Below are 19,765 nucleotides of genomic sequence, written 5' to 3'. Positions count from 1 at the left end.
CGTTCAGGGCTGGGGGTGATCCGGACGAGTCTGTTCGACGACCCAGTCGAGGTAGGTGGATAGGCCGCCGGCGACTTCGACCGCGACCACCTCCGGCAGTTCATAGGGATGCAGGTCGCGCACCCGCGCGGTGAGCGTCTCGAGGCGATCGCGGCTGGTCTTGATCAGCAGCAGGCTCTCGTCGCTGCGCTCGATCGCGCCCTGCCAGCGATACACCGACCGCAATCCGGGCACGACGCTGACGCAAGCGGCCAGACGCTCCCCGACCAGCGCATCGGCGAGGCGGGCGGCGGAATCGGCGTCGGGACAGGTGCAGAAGCAGACCAGAACAGTCACAGCGTGGCGTCAGACCGCGGAACGAGGCGCATAGCGTAACCGCAGCGGCTTGGGGCACGCTCCGTATGCGCTGACGGACTCAGCTCAAAGAGTCGTATTCCCGTCCGACCCGGGGCGCGCCGGTACGTATGCGGCTGCGTCCGGTGCGTTGTGCCGCCAGCTCTTCCACCACTTCCACCAAGGCCAGCCGCGCCCGGGTCGGCGCCTCGCGGAAGGCCAGTAGCAGGCGTTGCTCGAGCGGGTCGTCGATCAGTAGCGCGTCTACCGCAGCGACCGAGTCCAGCACCGCATCACGCGACGGTGTCATCTCGCCGCGGCCAGTCACCAGCCATTCGAACTGCACGCCGGTGACCAGCGCGACTTCGCGCAGGTGTTTGACGCTGGGGTTCTTGCCCTGCGGCGCTTCCCAATGGCTGACCGCACTGCGCTGCACGCCCACGGCTTGCGCCAACTGAGTCTGGGACATGTTGGCGTGGCGGCGGGCGAGGCGGATCCTGTGTTGAGAGGTCATGGAGGTACCGAGACGGGCAGGTGGTACGACGTTACACAGGGTTTTCACCTAGCAATAGCGAAAAAGTTACCAATAGTCACAGAGTGAATGATAATCGCATGAGGATGTCCGCTTTTGGTGCCTAATTGGAGCCCCCTACAAGGTGCAGGCTTGGCTGTACGCCGTTCGCCTACCAATGCTGGCGTTATTTTCCGTCCAGACCCCCTTCACAGTTTTATAGGACGTGCGCAAGCTGGGGCCGTCGACAAGAAGTCGGCTCTGCAGGGGAGCCGCGGAAGGATCCGCAGCCAGGATGGCCCTCCCCCTTTTTCCCGAGCGCGCACAGCAATGTGCGCGCTTTTTTTATTCCCGGTCGCTTGAAAGCGCGTCCCCAGGCCGCATCTCTGCACAGTCCCGGTTTGCCGGGCTTTTTCTGCGCCGGGGTTTGGCAGTCGTCACGGGCGACTGCTAGAATCGCCGACCGTTTCCCAGACCAATCAACCACTTAAGAGGGTTGCAATGAATATCAAGCCGCTCTACGACCGCGTGGTCATCAAGCGCATGGAAGAAGAAAAGGTGTCCGCCGGCGGCATCGTCATCCCGGATTCCGCTACCGAGAAGCCGATCAAGGGCGAAGTCGTCGCCGTCGGCGAAGGCAAGGCCTTCGACAACGGCACCATCCGCGCACCAAAGGTGAAGGTTGGCGACAAAGTGTTGTTCGGCAAGTACAGCGGCACCGAAGTGAAGCTCGACGGCACCGACTACCTGGTGGTGAAGGAAGACGACATTTTCGCCGTGCTCGGCTGATCGTCGCTTCCACCAAATTTTCTATTTCGAAATTCTCTTGAGGTAATCCGCAATGGCTGCCAAGGAAATCCGTTTCGGTGAGGACGCGCGCGCGAAGATGGTGCGCGGCGTCAACATTCTCGCCAATGCCGTCAAGGCAACGCTCGGCCCGAAGGGCCGCAATGTCGTGCTCGAGAAGAGCTACGGCGCGCCGACGATCACCAAGGACGGCGTGTCCGTCGCCAAGGAAATCGAGCTGGCTGACAAGTTCGAGAACATGGGCGCGCAGATGGTGAAGGAAGTCGCTTCCAAGACTTCCGACAATGCCGGCGACGGCACCACCACCGCGACCGTGCTGGCGCAGGCGCTGATCCGCGAAGGCATGAAGGCGGTCGCCGCCGGCATGAACCCGATGGACCTCAAGCGCGGCATCGACAAGGCGGTGCACGCCGCCGTCGCCGAGCTGAAGAACATCAGCAAGCCGACCGCCGACGACAAGGCGATCGCCCAGGTCGGCACGATCTCGGCGAACAGCGATGAGTCGATCGGCAACATCATCGCCGACGCGATGAAGAAGGTCGGCAAGGAAGGCGTGATCACGGTTGAAGAAGGCTCCGGTCTCGAGAACGAACTCGACGTCGTCGAGGGCATGCAGTTCGACCGCGGCTACCTGTCGCCGTACTTCATCAACAACCAGCAGTCGATGTCGGCCGAACTGGAAGATCCGTTCGTGCTGCTGTACGACAAGAAGATCTCCAACGTGCGCGACCTGCTGCCCGTCCTCGAAGGCGTGGCCAAGGCCGGCAAGCCGCTGCTGATCGTCGCCGAGGAAGTCGAAGGCGAAGCGCTGGCGACCCTCGTCGTCAACACCATCCGCGGCATCGTCAAGGTCTGCGCAGTGAAGGCCCCGGGCTTCGGCGATCGTCGCAAGGCGATGCTGGAAGACATGGCCACCCTCACCGGCGGCACCGTGATCTCCGAGGAAGTCGGCCTGTCGCTGGAGAAGGCCACGATCAAGGACCTCGGCCGTGCCAAGAAGGTGCAGGTCACCAAGGAAAACACCACCATCATCGACGGCGCCGGCGAAACCTCCGCCATCGAAGGCCGCATCAAGCAGATCAAGGCGCAGATCGAGGAGACCTCCTCCGACTACGACCGCGAGAAGCTGCAGGAACGCGTGGCCAAGCTGGCCGGCGGCGTGGCGGTGATCAAGGTCGGTGCTTCGACCGAGATCGAGATGAAGGAAAAGAAGGCGCGCGTCGAAGATGCCCTGCACGCCACCCGCGCGGCAGTGGAAGAGGGCGTGGTCCCGGGCGGCGGCGTCGCCCTGATCCGCGCGCTGGCGACCATCGGCGGCCTGAAGGGCGTCAACGAAGACCAGAACCACGGCATCCAGATCGCGTTGCGTGCGATGGAAGCGCCGCTGCGCGAGATCGTTGCCAACGCCGGCGAAGAGCCGTCGGTCGTGCTCAACAAGGTCAAGGACGGTAGCGGCAACTTCGGCTACAACGCCCAGACCGGCGAGTACGGCGACATGGTTGCGTTCGGCATCCTCGATCCGACCAAGGTCACCCGCACCGCGCTGCAGAACGCCGCGTCGATTGCCGGACTGATGATCACCACCGAAGCGATGGTGGCCGAAGCGCCGAAGAAGGACGAACCGGCGATGCCGGGCGGCGGTGGCATGGGTGGCATGGGCGGCATGGATTTCTAAGTACCCGTTATCCGGGCGCCTACGACGCCGGATAACTCGCCGTGTTCGAACGGCCTTTGGCCGCTCAACACGGCGGACGTCCAAGGCACACGAAAAACCCCGCCGCGAGGCGGGGTTTTTCTTTGGGCAAGCAGCGAACCTTCCAAGCCTCAGTTCGTAATCAGACCCAGGCGTCCGTACAGTCCATGCTCCTCGTGATCCGGCCCCGCGGCAAAGAACAGCGTGTTGACCGGTTGATTCTGGAACCCGTTGCCGAATGCGATCCCCCATAGGCCATCGATCTGGATCGGGCGGAAATGGCGATCGCGCAGCGGACCCATCGGGATATTGAACACAGGCTCGTAGGCGTTGATGCGGCCGTCGCCGAAGTTGCCGATCAGCAACGCATTGCTGAACACACCGAATCCCGCCGGCGCCTGCGCCACGCCCCACGGTGCGTTGAGCCCCACGCGATGATGCGATGCGCCGGGGCATAGGTGACGTAGATGTTGCCGTTGAGGGCCTGGATGCCGAACGGGGCGAAGCCCGCGGGAATCGCCGGATCGGTGAATGCACCTGCCGGCAAGGCGACCGGAGCGGGGGAAGGGCCGCGGCGTCACTGCATGGGAGCTGCGGCACCTTGTGTATGCCCGAGCGGCGGAGCCAGTTCACCCTCACGCTGTCGCAACATTTCGAGATGGATGCACGCCCAGAATTGAACCGCAGCGGCTTGTTCTGGCATTCACCGGTAAACGAGGATCAAGGTGCATGGCGCGACCGTCGGGCCGGGGGGATGGACGCGGTGCAACGGATAACGTTGCGCCGGTGGATGAAGTCGGCCTGATGGGCCGGATTGCTGCCGAAGACATGGGCTCTTTCGAAACGTTGTATCGCTTGTATCACCCGCGACTGATGCGTTTCCTCGCGGGCATGACTCGGCGCCCGGCGCTGGCCGAGGAGATTCTCGACGACACGATGCTGGTGGTGTGGCGCAAAGCGCACACCTACTACCCGAACGCGAAAGTCTCGACCTGGATCTTCGCGATCGCATACCGCCAGGCGCTGCAGGCCTTGCGCAAGGTCGATGATGCCGTCGAAGCGGAGGCCGAACCGCACACCGAATCCATGCAGGCCGGACCCGATATCGAGTTGCAGCAGCACGAAGTGCGTGCACGCCTGGTCCAGGCGCTGATGGCGCTGTCGGCCGAGCAACGGGCCGTGATCGAACTGACCTATTACCTCGGTTACGCCTGTCGTGAGATCGCGCAGATCATGGATTGCCCGGTCGACACGGTGAAGACGCGGATGTTCTACGCACGTCGACGACTCAAGACCCTGCTCGGCACGAATCTCGAGGAGGCGATATGAGCGGGCATGTGCTGCGGTTCGAAGGTTCGGCGCACAGCGAAACGGAGCGGTTGCTGCCGTGGTTCGTCAACGGCACGCTGGAGCAGGACGAACGCGTGTTGGTGGAGGGCCACCTGGCTGAGTGCGCGCACTGTCGCGGCGAAATCGCCGTGCTGCAACAACTGCAGGACCTGCATGCGGATGCCGCGCCTGCGGTCGATGCCAGCGCGTCGTTCCAACGCCTGCGTGGCCGCTTGTCGGTGCATGGCACGACGCCGCGCGCATCGCGTTGGCAGTCGCTGCGCCGCGGCTGGATGCTGACGCCCCAATGGCTGCGCGGCACTGTCGCGGTGCAGGCGTTGGTCGTGCTGGTACTGACGGTGGTGCTGATCGGTCCGGATCGTCCCGGCGCGCGCTATCGCACGCTGGGTGATGCGGCCCCTGCTGCCGCGTCGCAAGAAGACGTGCGCCAGCTGGTCGTTGTGTTCGATCCACACATCAGCCAGGCGCAGATGCGCCAACTGCTCCGCGCGAGCCAGGCGCGCATCATCGACGGTCCGAGCGATGCCGGTGCGTACGTGCTTGCCGTGCCCGCCACGCGTGCGTCGAGCGTCCGCGATGCGTTGCGCGCCGCGCCTGGCGTGACGATGGTCGAACGCCTGGACCCGGTCGAGTGACCATGCGTGCGCTCTTCGCCTTCGTGTTGCTGGTCCTGTTTGCAGCGACAAGCGCCGCGGCAGACCAGCCCATGGAAGATCGCCAACTGCTGCTGATGCTCCGCGTGCCGCCGTCGCATTTCCGTCCCGATGCCTATGCCGCCGGCAACTACGAGTCCGCGCCCGGTCGCGAAGCCCGTCGGCGCATCGCGCGCACACTTGCCAGTACCCATGGCCTGCGCTTGGTCGACGACTGGCCGATGCCGGCGCTGGGGCTGGATTGTTTCGTGCTCGAGGCCGCGACCGGCGATACCAGCAGGCGCGCCGTGGAGTTGCTCGCAGCCGACCCGCGCGTGGAATCCGTGCAGCCTATGCAACGCTTCCACACGCTCGGCGCGGGCGATCCGCTATCCGCGGCGCAGCCTGCCATCGCCAACTGGAATTTGCGCGAACTGCACAGGTTGGCAACCGGCCGCAGTGTCACCGTGGCCGTGCTGGACACCGGGGTGGACACGGCGCATCCGGATCTGCGCGGACAAGTGGCGTTGACGCGCAACTTCGTCGATGCCGGTGCCATGCCGGCGGAAACCCATGGCACCCAAATCGCGGGCATCCTGGTAGCGCGTGCCGACAATGGCATCGGCATCGCCGGCATCGCGCCGAGGGCACGTTTATTGGCGCTGCGCGCGTGCTGGCAGCCTGCGCGCGGAGACAACGCCGCCATCTGCAGCAGTTTCACTCTGGCCAAGGCCCTGCAATTCGCACTGACGCAACGCGCGGACGTGTTCAACCTGAGCTTGACCGGCCCGCCGGATCGCCTGCTTGCACGTTTGCTCGACGCGGCGTTGCGGCAAGGCGTGATCGTGATCGGCGCCGTCGATGCGCACGCGGCGGATGGTGGCTTTCCGGCCGCACACCCCGGCGTGTTCGCCGTCGCCGATGCGCGCGATGGCCACCACCGGACGGATGCGCTGCTGGCGCCCGCGCATGGCATCCCGACCACCACCTCCGGCGGTGGCTGGACATTGGTGTCGGGTGCCTCCTTCGCTGCCGCGCAGGTCAGCGGCCTCGCCGCACTGCTGCGCCAGCTCTCGCCGCGGTTGCACGCCGCCGGCCTGCGCAGCGCCCTCGCAACGGATGCAGTAGGCTCCGCGCCAAGGCGGCCTGCGTTGATCGACGCCTGTGCCGCAGTCGAAAGCGTGGCCCAGCGTTGCGCTTGCGACTGCGCTGCAGGACAGACAGCGAATTCGATGCCGCGCCGATGAGGCGTTCCCGTGTTCTATCGCGCGGTTGTGTTGTGCGCATGGTTGTTCGTATGCGATGCCCGCGCCCAGGTCTCGGGCAGCGTTGCGCTGGTTTCGGACTACCGGCTCCGTGGCGTGTCGCTCAGTGATCGTGGTCCCGCCGTGCAGTTCGGCCTGGCCTACGACCGCAGCAATGGCTGGTATGCCGGTGCGTTCGCTTCGAGCCTGAAGTTCGGACGCGCTCAGCAGCTGCGTGCGCAATTGCTGTCCTACGCCGGATATGCATGGCGTCTGCGCGACGGTCTCGATGCGGAAGCAGGCGTCAGTTATTCGGCCTTCTTCGGTGGTACCTCTGGCTATGACTATCCCGAGCTGTATGTCGGCCTGAGCGCGGAACGACTCAGTGGCAGGCTCTATTACGCGCCGCGTTATTTCCGCGAAGAAACCCCCGTCGTCTATGCCGAACTCAACTTCGCGCAGCCGTTGTCCGAGCATGTCCGCCTGCTGGCGCACCTGGGCCGCCTGCAGCGTGGCAGATCGGAAGAAACCGACTACGGCCTGGAACGCCATCGCCTCGATGCCCGCCTCGGCCTCGGTACGACGCTGCACGACTTCGACCTGCAGCTGGCATGGGTCCACAGCGAAGGCGAGCGTGGGCACTACCCGTCCTACCCCGTCTGTCGCGACTGCGTCCATCGCGGTACTTGGGTCTTGAGCGTGTCGCGCAGCTGGTAGCCGTTGGCCGTGCGGCTGCCGGGATCACGTTTGCTGGAAGACCAACCGTAGGGACACGACATGGCACGCACGCCACTCTTCACCTTGCTGCAACGTGCCGCGCGCATCGCGCGTGCAAGCACGCACACACACGAATCTTTGGACGAATTCTACGAGCGCGGACGCGCATTGCGTGTCGACACAACGCGTCGACGTTTTCTGCAGGGTGCAGGCGCTGGCTTGCTGCTCACGGGTTGCGCACCGGTATCGAAACTCATGCCAGCAGCCGCCGGCGACGAGGTCGTCATCGTCGGTGCCGGCATCGCGGGGCTGACTGCGGCGTGGCGCTTGCGCCAGGGCGGCGTGCCGGTGCGCGTGTTCGAAGCGCAGAACCGCATCGGTGGACGCATGTTGAGCCTGCGCGACCATTTCCCGGACGGACAGGTGATCGAACTCGGCGGTGAACTGATCGACAGTAACCATGTCCGCATCCGCGCGCTCGCGACGGAACTCGGCCTGCAGCTCGATGACCTGCTCGACGGAGAAACCGCAGCCGACGCCTGGTTTTTCGACGGCCGCAACATCGGCGAGCGCGAGATCGTCGAGGCCTTCGTCCCGGTCGCCGCGGCGATCGAACGCGACCTGGCCACGCTCGGCGACGGCGACATCCTCTACAACGACCCACCTGGTGCCTATCGACAGCAGGCCCAAGCACTGGATGCGATGTCGATCGCGCAATGGCTGGATCGCAATGGCGTGTCCGGCTGGCTACGCAAGTTGATCGACGTGGCTTACACCACCGAGATGGGACTGGAAATCGGCGAGCAGTCGGCGCTGAACCTGTTGACCTTCATCGGCACCGAAGACGAAGACACATTCAAGTTATTCGGCGAAAGCGACGAGCGCTTCCATGTGCGCGGCGGCAACGACCTGATCCCGCAGCGGTTAGGCGAAAAGCTCGGCGGTGCTGTCGAAACCGGAAACGTGCTCGAAGCCATCCGCGCGCGCGGCGAGGGCTATGCCCTGTCGTTCCGGCGCGGCGCCGCTTCGCAGGACGTGATCGCGCGCCAAGTGATCTTGGCGTTGCCGTTCACGCTGCTGCGCAAGGTGGCGATCGAGGTCGAACTGCCTGCAGCGAAACGTCGTGCGATCGACACGCTCACCTACGGCACCAACGCGAAGTTGATGATCGGCTACGACCACCGGGTCTGGCGCGAACACAAGGCCAATGGCGCATCGATGAGCGACCTGCCGTACCAGACCACTTGGGAAACCACGCGCAAGCAAGCCGGCGCCGGCGGCGTGCTCACGAATTTCACCGGCGGCCGTCATGGTGTCGAACTCGGACAAGGCACGCCGAAGCACCAAGCCGACGCCGCCACCGTTGCACTCGATCGCGTCTTTCCCGGCCTTGCGGCGGCGCGCACAGGCGCACGCGAAACACGCTTCCACTGGCCGTCACACCCGTGGACGCTGGGCAGCTACGCCTGCTTCCGCCCCGGCGACTGGACCGGCCTGCGCGGCGCGATGGGCGAAACCGTGGGCGGCCTGTACTTTGCCGGCGAGCACTGCGCGCTCGACACCCAGGGCTTCATGGAAGGCGGCTGCGAGTCCGGCGAAACCGCGGCGCGGGCGGTGCTGCAGGAGCGCGGGATCCCTGATCTGGCCCACGCCAGAACTCGGTTGCGGGCCGTGGCTTCCTAAACCGGGCAGTATTATTTTGCAGTGCAGCGTGCAAACCGAATAACGATTCCTTCACGATCGCTCCGCATCCCGACGTGGGGGAGGGAGCAGGCCCGCAACCGGTTCGACCGGGGCGGGCTTTTTTATTGCCCTGTGGTAGCGACGTCAGTCGCGACGATCGAACGATGGGCCTCCAATCGCGACTGACGTCGCTTCCACTAAAGAGTGCGGCGGACACCGCATGCCAGAATCTCGAAATGGATCCAGTCGCCTACACCGATCGCGCACTGGCGCGCTTGCGCGCCGTCAACGCGGACCTGGGGGAGCACGGCAACCTGGAGAAGTTGCGCCGTGTCGCGCTCGCCAGCGATTTCGCCATCGAAACGCTGGTTCGGCAGCCGGAGCTGCTCGCTGCGCTCATCGCAGACGATGGCGCCAGCGCAACGCCTGCGCCGCAACTCACCGTTGAAAATCGCAGCGAATGGCCTGCGCTGTTGCGCCGTTGTCGCACCGCCGAATCGACGCGGCTGATCTGGCGCGACGTATGCGGGTTCGACGACGTCGACGCCACCCTGGCCGGCAGCACCCAGTTGGCCGAAACCTGTCTCCGGGTCGCGCTCGCTGCAGTCGAGGCCGAGTTCGCGCAACGCTTTGGCACCGTACGCGACAGCGACGGGAATGCGCAGCAGCTGGTCGTGTTCGGGCTCGGCAAGCTCGGCGGCGGAGAACTGAATTTTTCTTCCGACATCGATCTGGTCTACGCCTATCCGCAGGACGGCGAGAGCGATGGAGCGCGTGCACTCGCGGCCGAGGACTACTTCGCGCGGCTCGGCCAGCAACTGGCGAAACTGCTCGACGAAGTCACCGCCGACGGCTTCAGCCATCGCGTCGACCTGCGCCTGCGCCCGTTCGGCAACGCCGGCCGCGTCGCGTTGCCGTTCGCGGCGATGGAGTCGTACTTCCAGCGCGATGGCCGCGACTGGGAACGCTATGCATGGCAGAAGGCACGACCGGTTGCCGGCGATGTTGCGGCGGGCGAGCGCTTCCTCGAAACGCTACGGCCGTTCGTGTATCGGCGCTATCTCGATTACGGCGCGCTCGACGGCTTGCGCGAGATGAAGGCGGCGATCGCGGCCGAAGTCGCGCGCAAGGAACTCGCCGACGACATCAAGCGCGGCCCGGGCGGCATCCGCGAAATCGAATTCTTGGTGCAGGCACTGCAGTTGATCCGCGGTGGCCGCGAACCGACCCTGCGCGAACGCCGCCTGTTGCCGGCGCTGCAGGCCCTGGTCGCAGCCGGACATATCGCGGCCGACACCGGTGATGCCCTCGCGCTGGCGTATCGCTTCCTGCGCCGACTCGAAAACCGATTGCAGATGCTTCGCGATGCGCAAACGCATGCGTTGCCGGAGGAGGCGCGGGATCGCACCCGCATTGCCCACGGCCTTGGTTATCCCGACTGGGGGCGGTTGCGCGTCGCGCTGGATGTGCAACGTGAGCGCGTTGCCGCCGAGTTCGCGGCGTTGCTGGCACCGCGCCGCCGTGCACGCGAGACCAGCGAGCTTGCCGCCTATTGGCGCGCGCTGCCGGACGCAGGCGATGTGGATGTGCTCAACGCGGCCGGCTTCGACGACAGCGACAACCTCGATGGCAGCCTCCGTGACTTCGCTCGTGCGCCGGGAGTGCGCGATCTGTCGGATGCGGCCCGTGCGCGCCTGGATCGCGTGCTGCCGGCGCTGCTCGAAGCGGCCGCGCGTTCGTCGCAACCCGATGCCGCGCTGCGTCGCCTGTTGCCGCTGCTGCACACGCTGCTGCGGCGCGCCAGCTATCTCGCCCTGCTCGATGAACAACCGGCGGCCCTGGCGCGGCTGGTCGACGTGGTCTCACGTAGCGCGTTGCTGGCCGAACGCCTCGCTGCGCATCCGCTCCTGCTCGACGAACTGCTCGACCTGCGCATCGCCGGCCCGTTGCCAGACCGTGCCGCGCTCGCCGGCGAATGCGTGCAGGTGTTGCTGGAGGACGACGCCGAAGCCGCATTGATGGCGCTCAACGAGAAACGCCAGGCACTGAGTTTCCGCATCGCCGTGGCGACGCTGGACGCACGCCAGCCGGCGCAGGACAGCGCGCGGCAACTGGCATGGCTGGCCGACGCGGTGATCCATGTCGTGTTGCACCTGGCGCAGCGCGAACTGCGAGCCGCGCATGGCGTCCTGGCGGATGCGCGCTTCGCCGTGCTCGGCTACGGTAGCCTCGGCGGCGAGGAACTCGGTTTCGGTTCCGACCTCGATCTTGTGTTTCTGTATGACGCGCCGATCGAAGCCCACTCCGATGGTGCGCGGCCGCTCGAAGCGTCGCGCTGGATCGCGCGGCTGGCGCAGAAGATCGTTGCCTTGCTCGGTACCGTGACGGGCGCGGGCCGCCTGTACGAAGTCGATGTCCGCCTGCGCCCCGACGGCGCGAAAGGCTTGCTGGTTTCAACCCTCGCCAGCTTTGCCGATTACCAGCGTGAACGCGCCTGGACCTGGGAGCACCAGGCACTGGTGCGCGCACGCGGCATCGCCGGCGATGCAACGTTGCTTGCCGAATTCGAGAACGTTCGCGGCGGGACCCTGGCGAGGGCGCGCGATGACGATGCTCTGCGCAACGACATCGTCGCGATGCGTCGCAAGATGCGCGCCGAACTTGATCGCAGCGATGCCGCGCGCTTCGACCTCAAGCAAGGCGAGGGTGGTCTGGTCGACCTCGAATTCCTGCTGCAATACCTGGTGCTGCGCAATGCCGACGCGCATCCGCACCTGCTGGCGCCACGCGACACTCCGGGCCTGCTGCGCGCGGCCTGCGATGCGACGCTATTCAACACTGGCACTTGCGAGCAACTCACCGCCGCACACGCGGTCCTGCTCGATTCCGGATTGCGCTGCACACTGGATCGGCGTTCGCGCATCACGGCAGAAACCGAAGCGATCGGCACCGCGCGAGCGGCGATTCGCAGCGCAACGCAGACCTGCGGACTCGATTTCGAATCTGCTTCATGAGCCTGGTGGAGCGGCGACAGGTTTCGAGCCGCGGACATTGCAGATAGCGCAACCGCGACGTTTGCGCGGTCGCCGCATCCAGCCCCTGTGTACCGCGCTCCGCCTACGGCTTAAGAAAGCGGGCCGCCAACCCGAGCGACATCCCCCCCATCTTGGGGGGTGGGGGTCTTGGCCCACGCATGGCTACCTTGCGGTTCTGCGAACGGCCCGTGAACGCCACGGACCACACAAGTTCGGCAGCCACGGGAGGGGAGTCCTTGATGTCTTTGAAGCTCACACTGCTATCGCTGGCAACCATGATGGCGCTCGGTGCCGGCGAAGCTGTCGCCGCCAATGCCGGCCACCCGGCCATCGATCGCGCGCTTGATCAGATCCGCAGCCACGGCGGCGCGGCCCACGCCTCGGTTGGCGACCGGTTCCACGCCCGCGACGTGGTCGTCGATGCCGACGGCACCGAGCATGTCCGCTTCGAGCGCACCTACGCCGGACTGCCGGTGATCGGCGGCGATCTGGTCGTGCATTCGCGCGACGGTCGCTACAAGTCCATTTCCGTTTCCCTGGGCTATGACCTAGACCTATCCACCCGTCCCACGCTGAAGGCGGCGGATGCCATCGTCCTTGCCGGTGCGGAGTTCGGCTCCGATTTCGTCGGCATGCCGGCGAGCACGCTGGTGGTCTACGCCCGCGGTCGCGGCGCCGCCCGGCTCGCCTGGCAGGTGCGCGTTCTCAACGAGCGGGCCGACATGACCTACATGGTCGACGCCCGGAACGGCAGGATTCTCGAGCGCTGGAGCAACCTCGAGACGGCCGTCGTCACCGGCACCGCCCGCACCCTGTATTCGGGTGACGTCGCCCTGACCACCAACGCCATCACCGGCGGTTACGAGATGCGTGACCTGACGCGCGGCGGCGGCTACACCATCGACGCCTCCAACAGCCGCACCTCGGGCCAGGTCTACAAGGACAGCGACAACGTCTGGGGCAACTACACCGTCTCCGACAAGGCCACGATGGCTGCCGATGCCCAGTACGGCGCTTCGGTCACCTGGGACTACTACAAGAACGTGCACGGTCGCAGCGGCATCGCCAACAACGGCAAAGCCGCCTACAGCCGCGCGAACTACGGTTTCCGCTACAGCAACGCCTTCTGGTCCAACGCCTGCTTCTGCATGACCTACGGCAACGGCGACGGCGTCAACATCGGTCCGTTGGTCGCGCTCGACATCGCCGGTCACGAGATGAGCCATGGCGTCAACGCCAGCACCGCCAACCTCATCTATTCCGGTGAATCCGGCGGCCTGAACGAAGCCAACTCGGACATTCTCGGCACGATGGTGGAGTTCTATGCCAACAACAGCAACGACACCCCGGACTACATGATTGGCGAGGAGATCTACCTGGCCAACGTGCCCGGCAGCGCCAATCAGTGGGCGCTGCGCAAGATGTACAACCCGGCCGCCGACGGTCGCTCGCCCAATTGCTACGTCAACACCATTGGCAACCTGGATGTGCACTATTCCTCGGGGGTCGCCAACTTCTTCTACTACCTGCTGGCCGAAGGCACCGGCGCCAAGACCTACAGCGGCGTCAACCACACCCCGACGACCTGCAACGGATCGCAGTTCGCGGGCATCGGACGCGCCAAGGCCCAGAAGATCTGGTACCGCGCGCTGACCGTGTACTTCACCTCCAGCACCAACTACGCCGGTGCGCGCGCGGCCACGATCAACGCCGCGAAGGACCTGTACGGCGTCACCTCGGCGGAGGCGATTGCGGTTGCCACCGCTTGGTCCGCGGTCAAGGTCAACTGAATCAGATAGTCGCGATCGGAGCACCCGCATGAGCGGGTGCTTCGCTATTGCAATGCAAACCATCTAGCTCCGATACATACATGTTCCCAGGGGAAGCAATGAACGGATCTGCCCAGAATGTCGGCCCGTGCAAGAAGCGCAACCAAGCGACCCCCGCGGTCGCTCCCATTACCCGGGCCATCCGCGCCGCACTGGCTGTGTCGGCCACGGCACTGGCGCTGTCCTCCCCTGTCGTCAGCCTGGCCGCCGGCACGGGCCGCTACGATGTGACCAATACGTACACCTGCCATGGCGCTTTCAGTCAGGCCCTCCCGGACGCGAGCCTCGTACCTCCAGTCGACTTGACGGTGGTGCCTGGCGACCAGTCGCCTACCAGCGTTAATTCGGCGGCTGCGCTCGCCGGCATCGATGCGGTATGCGCCGGCGACGTTTCGGCCATCGCTTACGTCGGAACCAGCATCGACACTAGCGGTGTTGTCGACGCATTGGATGTCGGCAGCGTCGATGACGTGACGCTCGTGGGCGGTGGTGATGCGTTCGCCGATGTCATCGACGCCAACGCGTTCTCGCTCAGCAGCGACATCAGCATGGGCAACCGGACGGACGGCACGTTCGAGATCGGCTTCGACGGCGTGATCAATGCCGATTCGTTCATCGACGGCTTCAACGGCATCGCCGCGGCAGCCGCCACCAGCCTAGCGGTCGACAACAACGTCGACATCAGCGTCTCCGGTTACGGCAACGTGGTCGGCCTCGATGTCTTCGACGCATACAGCGCCCGCCTCTACAACAACGCAGATATCACCGCCGAGGCCGCCCTCGATGCTTACGGCCTTGCGTTCGCGACGGGGGCGCGGGTCAGCTCCGTTGACGCCGCTGTCTTCAACCATGGCGACATCAGCGCGACGGCCTACGGCGATGGCTACTCTGCCTGGGCCCGAGGGATCGACTCCTTCGGCTACTCGGTCGGTTCGACCGTCCACAACGACGGTGACATCCAGGCCATTGCCCTGGCGAACGACGGGACGGCGCGTGCCTTCGGCGTCTACTCCTTCGGCTATGCCGGTTCGTCGACTGTCGACAACAGCGGCAACATCCAAGCGGTTGCCCAGGCGGCCGGCGGTCGGGCGTATGCCACCGCCATCAATTCGATCGGCTACGGTCTCGATGCCGACGTCACCAATACAGGATCGATCTTCGCCGGCGCCGCCGCGGACTATGCCTACGCGCTCAGCATCGTCAATTTTGCGACCCGGCAATCCGGAAGCGCGCACGTCGCCAACGACGGCACAATCAGCGCCGACGCCCATGGCAATTTCGCCACCGCCACGGGCGTCATCAACGCGGCGTTCCGCTACGGGAGTGCGATCACCACCAATGCTGACAGCATCGACGCGACAGCTTATGGCGCGTCGGGGGCATCGGCGACGGGCATCTACAACTATGCCTATGCGTACGACGCCATCGTGGACAACAGCGGCTCGATCTCCGCAATGGCCACGGCAACCACCGGTGCTGCATTCGCCACCGGCGTCTACAACGAGTCCATCAACTACGCGAATACCCGCAACGCCGGCAGCATCAGCGCAAGCGCTGATGGCGTGACCGGCATGTCCGCCGCTCGCGGCGTGGTGGCCAAGTCCGACCACTTTGCCGATGTCGCCAACGAAGCTGATAGCTACATCGACGTTGTCGCCACTTCACAGGACGGCTATGCGCTTGCCATTGGCGCTTACGCCATCGGCGGCAACACCACCACGCTGACCAACTACGGTTCCATTTCCGCGCGGAGCAGTAGTGTCAACGGGGATGCGACTGCGTACGCGGCCGTGGTCAATGGTGGCTACGCAGGCATCGGTCTGCTGATCAACGGTGGCGATCTCAGCGCCGACGCGTCGGTCGCTGCCGGCGGCGATGCGTATGCCACCGGCGCGTTCGTGTACGCGGACGTGGCCACCATCTTCAACGACGGCAGCACCAGCGCCTCCGCTACCACCGTCGACGGCCAGGCTGTTGCGACGGGCTTGGGGACCTACGGCAACTATTCGGCCATCTCCAACTACGGTGACCTCACCGCCAGCGCCGCCGCCGACGGCGGCACCGCCACGGCCGTTGGTGCCGACTCGTTCGGCTACCTGGGCTCGTCCTTCTACAACGCCGGAACCATCCACGCCACCGCCAGTGCCGTCGACGGTGAGGCGAACGCGATCGGCGCCAGTTCGATCGGCTACATCTTCAGCGCCTACGCCACCAACGTGGCGGGGATCACCGCCGAGGCCACCGGATACGACGCCACTGCGACCGGCCTGCTCAATGCGTCCGCCTACATCGGAGATGCGATCACCACCAACACTGGCGACATCAGCGCGGTCGCCAACGGTGTGATGTCGGCCACGGCGGTCGGTGCCTACAACTTCGCCTACGTGTACGACTCGATCGTGGACAACAGTGGTTCGATCCAGGCCACCGCCGTCACCAGCTATTACCAGGCTACGGCCGTCGGCGCTCACGCCAGGGGCGTGTATGGGTATGGCGACGCGTCGGTCATCAATTCCGGCAGCATCGCTGCTTCTGCCAGCGCCATCGACGTCCCCGGCTTCGCGAGCGCCAGCGCCTGGGGCGCGGTCAGCCAGAACGGCCCGTATGCCCTGTCCGAGGTTCGCAACGAAGCGGGTGGCTCGATCTCGGCCAGCGCCTTCGCCACGGCCGATTTCAGCTTCACCTATGCCACCGGCGCGTATGCCCAGAGCGTCGCGGGCCAGGCTTCGATCGTCAATTACGGCGACATCGGGGCGAGCAGCGTCATCGGCGACGGCCGAGGCTATGCCTATGCGACCGGTGCGCAGGCGCTCGCCGTCTACATGTACAGCGAAGCCGCGATCGCCAACCACGGCGCCATCGAATCGTTCGCGCAGGCGTACAGCGGTTTCGCGGTTGCCACCGGCGTGGCGAACTATGGCTACCACTCGACCACCACCAATGCCGCCGACGCGACCATCACTGCCGTCGCGTACACCGAGTTGTTCGGCAGCGCCGCCGCGACCGGCATCGAGGCCGGCGCCAAGTACGGCGCCTCGGTCGTCAACGACGGCAGCATCGTCGCCTACGCCAAGGCCAGCCACGGCTTCCATGACCCTGCCACCGGCTATAACCACTTCGGTGTCGCCGGGGCGACCGGAATCCAGGTCTACGGCGGCACCTTCTTCACCGCCGGCGACGGGTCGGTGGTGAACAACGGCGACATCACCGCGATCGCGATCGCCGAGGACGGCATCACCTTCTTCAACGCCGGCGCCGGCGCCAGCGGCATCCGCGTCAACACCACGCACGACGCCTTCATCGAGAACGCGGGCAACATCACCGCCATCGCCGACAGCGAGCTCGGCGTCGCCGGTGCCTACGGCGTGGCCGCGAACGGCCGGAGCTACAGCCAGATCATCAACCACGCGGGCGCCACGATCTCCGCGTCGGCCACGGTAGGCACGGTGGTCAGCGATTACTACGCCGGCCGGGCCGCCGCGATGGGTGCCGAGGTCTTCGGCGCGTTTGATGGCTACATCTACAACGCCGGCAGCATCGTCGCCTACGCCGCGGTCACGCCGGACGGCGGCCAGAATCCGAGCCACAGCATCGCCAGCGCCTTCGGCGTCGAAATGCGCACGCACAACACCGGCGAGCTGGTCAATGTCGGCGACATCCACGCCGCAGCCAGTGCCGATTTCGGCTATGCGTCGGCCTACGGCGTCCGCATGCCGGGCAACCAGCTCAGCAGCTACAGCAACAACCTCGCGGTCACCATCGACAACGCCGGCATCATCACGGCCCACGCCGATGCCGACTACGGCAACGCCTTCGCGGTCGGCGCTTACGCGTATGCATCACACCAGGAGTACCTGGGTTGTGGTTCCGGCGGTTGCTATTACGCCGTGACCGGCGGCGATGCGAAGCTCGACAATCACGGCGACATCAGCGCTGTCGCAAGCGCCCACGGCGGCGTGGGCTACAGCTACGGCGCGATCGCGCTTGGCGCGTACGCGGCTGGCATCACCAACGCCGGACACATCACCGCCATTACCGAGGCCGATGACGCCCTTGCTGTTGGCAGTCTTGCCAACAGCTTCTACGGCGATGCACTGCTGCAGAACAGCGGCATCATCAGTGCCGTGGCCACCGGCGACATCGCCAACGCCAGCGGCGCCGTCGTCCTCGGTGCCTACGGCGCCCAGGTCAACAACGACGGCACGATCGCCGCGGCCGCCTACGGTGCGGATGCGACGGCCACCGCGGTCTCGATGGAATCCAACGGCAACAACGTGCTGACCAATACCGGCACCATCGCAGCGTTCGGCGACGGTACGCGGATCGCCATTTCGTCGGGCAGCGGCGCGACCGCCAGCATTGCCAACAGCGGCTCGATCACCGGTGCGATCCTCACCGGCGACTTGGACGACAACCTGGACAATGCCGCTGGTTCCATTTGGCATGCGGTCGGCGAGTCGGACTTCGGCGCCGGCGACGATCACATCGTCAATCACGGCACGATCCTCATGGACGACGCCGTGATCCGTCTGGGCGGCTACGTCACCGGCAACACGTTCGACAATTTCGGCACGCTCGCCGTGTCGGGCGCCGCCAACGTGCTCGATATGGACAACCCGTTCCCGGTCAACAACAACGGCGTGATCACCTTCGTGGACGGTGCAGCCGACGACGTGCTGACCATCGTCGGCGACTTCGCCGGCCAAGGTGACATCCAGGTCGACGTCAGCGGGTTGAACCAGACGAGCGACCAGCTGTACGTCGAAGGCGGCGTGATCGCGCCGACGACGCAGACGCTGAACGTGAACCTGTTGGACATGCCGACCACGGCCAGCATGTATGTGCCGCTGGTCTACGTGAATGGCGAATCGACGGCCGATGACTTCGTGCTGGGCAATGTCGGATACGGCGGCGGCTTCCTTTCCCTGGACTTCAGCCTCAACGCGAACATCGATGCCAGCAACGCGACGGCCGATGTCTTCTCCCTTGGCGTGGCGGTCACCGGCTTGAGCGACATGGGCTCGCTCGCGGCGACCATCGCGCCGGGTGTGCAGAGCCTGGTCAATGCGCAGGTCGGTACATGGCGCCAGCGCATGGGCGTGGTGCCGGAAGCAGGCGATGTCGGGCTGGCGCCGTGGGTGCGCATGTTCACCGACAGCGGCGATGTGAATCCCCAGCACAGCAGCAACTTCGGTCCGGGCGGCAACTTCGGTTTCAAGCAGTCGAACCACGGCTGGGAGCTGGGCCTCGATGCCCGTCCGACCGAAAACTTCGCCGTGGGCGTGCTGTTCGCCGATTTGGAAGGCAGCCAGCATCTACGCACGGGCGCCGGCTCCGACCGCTTCGACGGCAAGACCTTCGGCCTGTACGGCACGTTGCTGGCCAAGGGCTTCTACGTCGACGTGTCCCAGCGCTGGACCGGCCTCGATGCACGCCTGCAATCGGCGGTAGGGACACAGACGACGGAAGTCTCGGCCAATGCGTTCAACGTCGAAGCGGGCTACACCGCCTGGACGGTGGCGGACATCCATGTCGTGCCGCAAGCGCAATACACCCGAACCGAGGTGAGCGACATCTCGACGTTGCAGAGCGGCCAGTCGACCTTCGTCGTCGACGGGGGCGTGTCCTCGCGGGCTCGCCTGGGCGTGGCCCTCGACAAGACGTTCGAGCGTGCGGGCTACACCTGGACGCCGTACGGCTCGCTCAACGCGGTGCGCGAGTTCGACGGCGAGTACGACTATTCGGTCAACGGCGGCCTCGTCGGTGCGACCAGCACCGAAGGCACCAGCGCGATGGTCGAAATGGGCCTGGGCATGCGCAAGGGCAAGTTGTCGATCACCGGCGGCGTGAACTGGATCGATGGTGGTGCGGTACAGAGCTTCATGGGCGGTCAGCTGGCGATGCGCTACAGCTGGTAAGTGCAGTAACGGG

General features: G+C 65.4%; 13 protein-coding genes. 10 read left to right on the top strand and 3 right to left on the bottom strand.

Annotation, left to right across the window (positions count from 1 at the left end):
- Positions 1–3: 3 nt before the first annotated feature.
- Both cutA and MO486_RS10290 read right to left on the bottom strand, forming a co-directional pair.
- Entirely contained in the window at positions 4–336 is a 333-nt protein-coding gene (cutA, locus tag MO486_RS10295) for a divalent-cation tolerance protein CutA (RefSeq protein WP_242907115.1), read from the bottom strand.
- 79 nt (positions 337–415) lie between these two features.
- Positions 416–847 (bottom strand): helix-turn-helix transcriptional regulator, encoded by a 432-nt coding sequence (locus tag MO486_RS10290; RefSeq protein ID WP_255746670.1) that lies wholly within the window; start codon positions 845–847, stop codon positions 416–418.
- Positions 848–1,345: 498 nt separating this feature from the next.
- On the opposite strand from MO486_RS10290, the gene groES reads away from it, so the two are divergent.
- Entirely contained in the window at positions 1,346–1,633 is a 288-nt protein-coding gene (gene groES / locus MO486_RS10285) for a co-chaperone GroES (RefSeq protein ID WP_242907110.1), read from the top strand.
- Positions 1,634–1,685: 52 nt separating this feature from the next.
- Positions 1,686–3,326 carry a chaperonin GroEL gene (gene groL, locus MO486_RS10280; RefSeq protein WP_242907108.1) on the top strand — a complete coding sequence of 547 codons (1,641 nt, stop codon included), beginning with the start codon at positions 1,686–1,688 and terminating at the stop codon, positions 3,324–3,326.
- Positions 3,327–3,475: 149 nt separating this feature from the next.
- Here the strand turns inward: groL and MO486_RS10275 are convergent, their stop codons facing one another.
- Positions 3,476–3,775, bottom strand: a complete 300-nt coding sequence (locus MO486_RS10275) for a TIGR03118 family protein (RefSeq protein WP_242907106.1) — start codon at positions 3,773–3,775, stop codon at positions 3,476–3,478.
- Positions 3,776–4,073: 298 nt separating this feature from the next.
- On the opposite strand from MO486_RS10275, the gene MO486_RS10270 reads away from it, so the two are divergent.
- From MO486_RS10270 to MO486_RS10235, 8 genes are all read left to right on the top strand, one after another.
- The gene (locus MO486_RS10270) at positions 4,074–4,673 is read left to right on the top strand and encodes an RNA polymerase sigma factor (protein WP_242907104.1); all 600 of its coding nucleotides are present in this window, start codon (positions 4,074–4,076) and stop codon (positions 4,671–4,673) included.
- Positions 4,670–5,329, top strand: a complete 660-nt coding sequence (locus MO486_RS10265) for a zf-HC2 domain-containing protein (RefSeq protein WP_242907102.1) — start codon at positions 4,670–4,672, stop codon at positions 5,327–5,329. Before MO486_RS10270 ends, MO486_RS10265 begins: the two co-directional genes overlap by 4 nt.
- 2 nt (positions 5,330–5,331) lie before the next feature.
- Positions 5,332–6,573 carry a S8 family serine peptidase gene (locus MO486_RS10260; protein ID WP_242907100.1) on the top strand — a complete coding sequence of 414 codons (1,242 nt, stop codon included), beginning with the start codon at positions 5,332–5,334 and terminating at the stop codon, positions 6,571–6,573.
- A 9-nt stretch (positions 6,574–6,582) separates the two neighbouring features.
- The gene (locus MO486_RS10255) at positions 6,583–7,287 is read left to right on the top strand and encodes a TorF family putative porin (protein WP_242907098.1); all 705 of its coding nucleotides are present in this window, start codon (positions 6,583–6,585) and stop codon (positions 7,285–7,287) included.
- A 60-nt stretch (positions 7,288–7,347) separates the two neighbouring features.
- A complete protein-coding gene (locus MO486_RS10250) occupies positions 7,348–8,970 on the top strand; it encodes an NAD(P)/FAD-dependent oxidoreductase (protein WP_242907096.1) in 1,623 nt (540 codons plus the stop codon).
- A gap of 236 nt (positions 8,971–9,206) precedes the next feature.
- Positions 9,207–11,984, top strand: coding sequence for a bifunctional [glutamate--ammonia ligase]-adenylyl-L-tyrosine phosphorylase/[glutamate--ammonia-ligase] adenylyltransferase (gene glnE, locus MO486_RS10245; protein ID WP_242907094.1), 2,778 nt, complete (start codon positions 9,207–9,209; stop codon positions 11,982–11,984).
- A gap of 260 nt (positions 11,985–12,244) precedes the next feature.
- On the top strand, positions 12,245–13,795 hold the full coding sequence (locus tag MO486_RS10240) for a M4 family metallopeptidase (RefSeq protein WP_242907091.1): 1,551 nt from the start codon (positions 12,245–12,247) through the stop codon (positions 13,793–13,795).
- Between the two features lie 98 nt (positions 13,796–13,893).
- Positions 13,894–19,752, top strand: a complete 5,859-nt coding sequence (locus tag MO486_RS10235) for a hypothetical protein (protein WP_242907089.1) — start codon at positions 13,894–13,896, stop codon at positions 19,750–19,752.
- The last annotated feature ends 13 nt before the right edge of the window (positions 19,753–19,765 follow it).

It is taken from the genome of Lysobacter sp. CFH 32150 (assembly GCF_022758295.1).
Classification (GTDB): Bacteria; Pseudomonadota; Gammaproteobacteria; order Xanthomonadales; family Xanthomonadaceae; genus CFH-32150.
The sequence above is the reverse complement of the archived record's forward strand: the minus strand, read 5'-3'. Positions and strand labels throughout refer to the sequence as shown.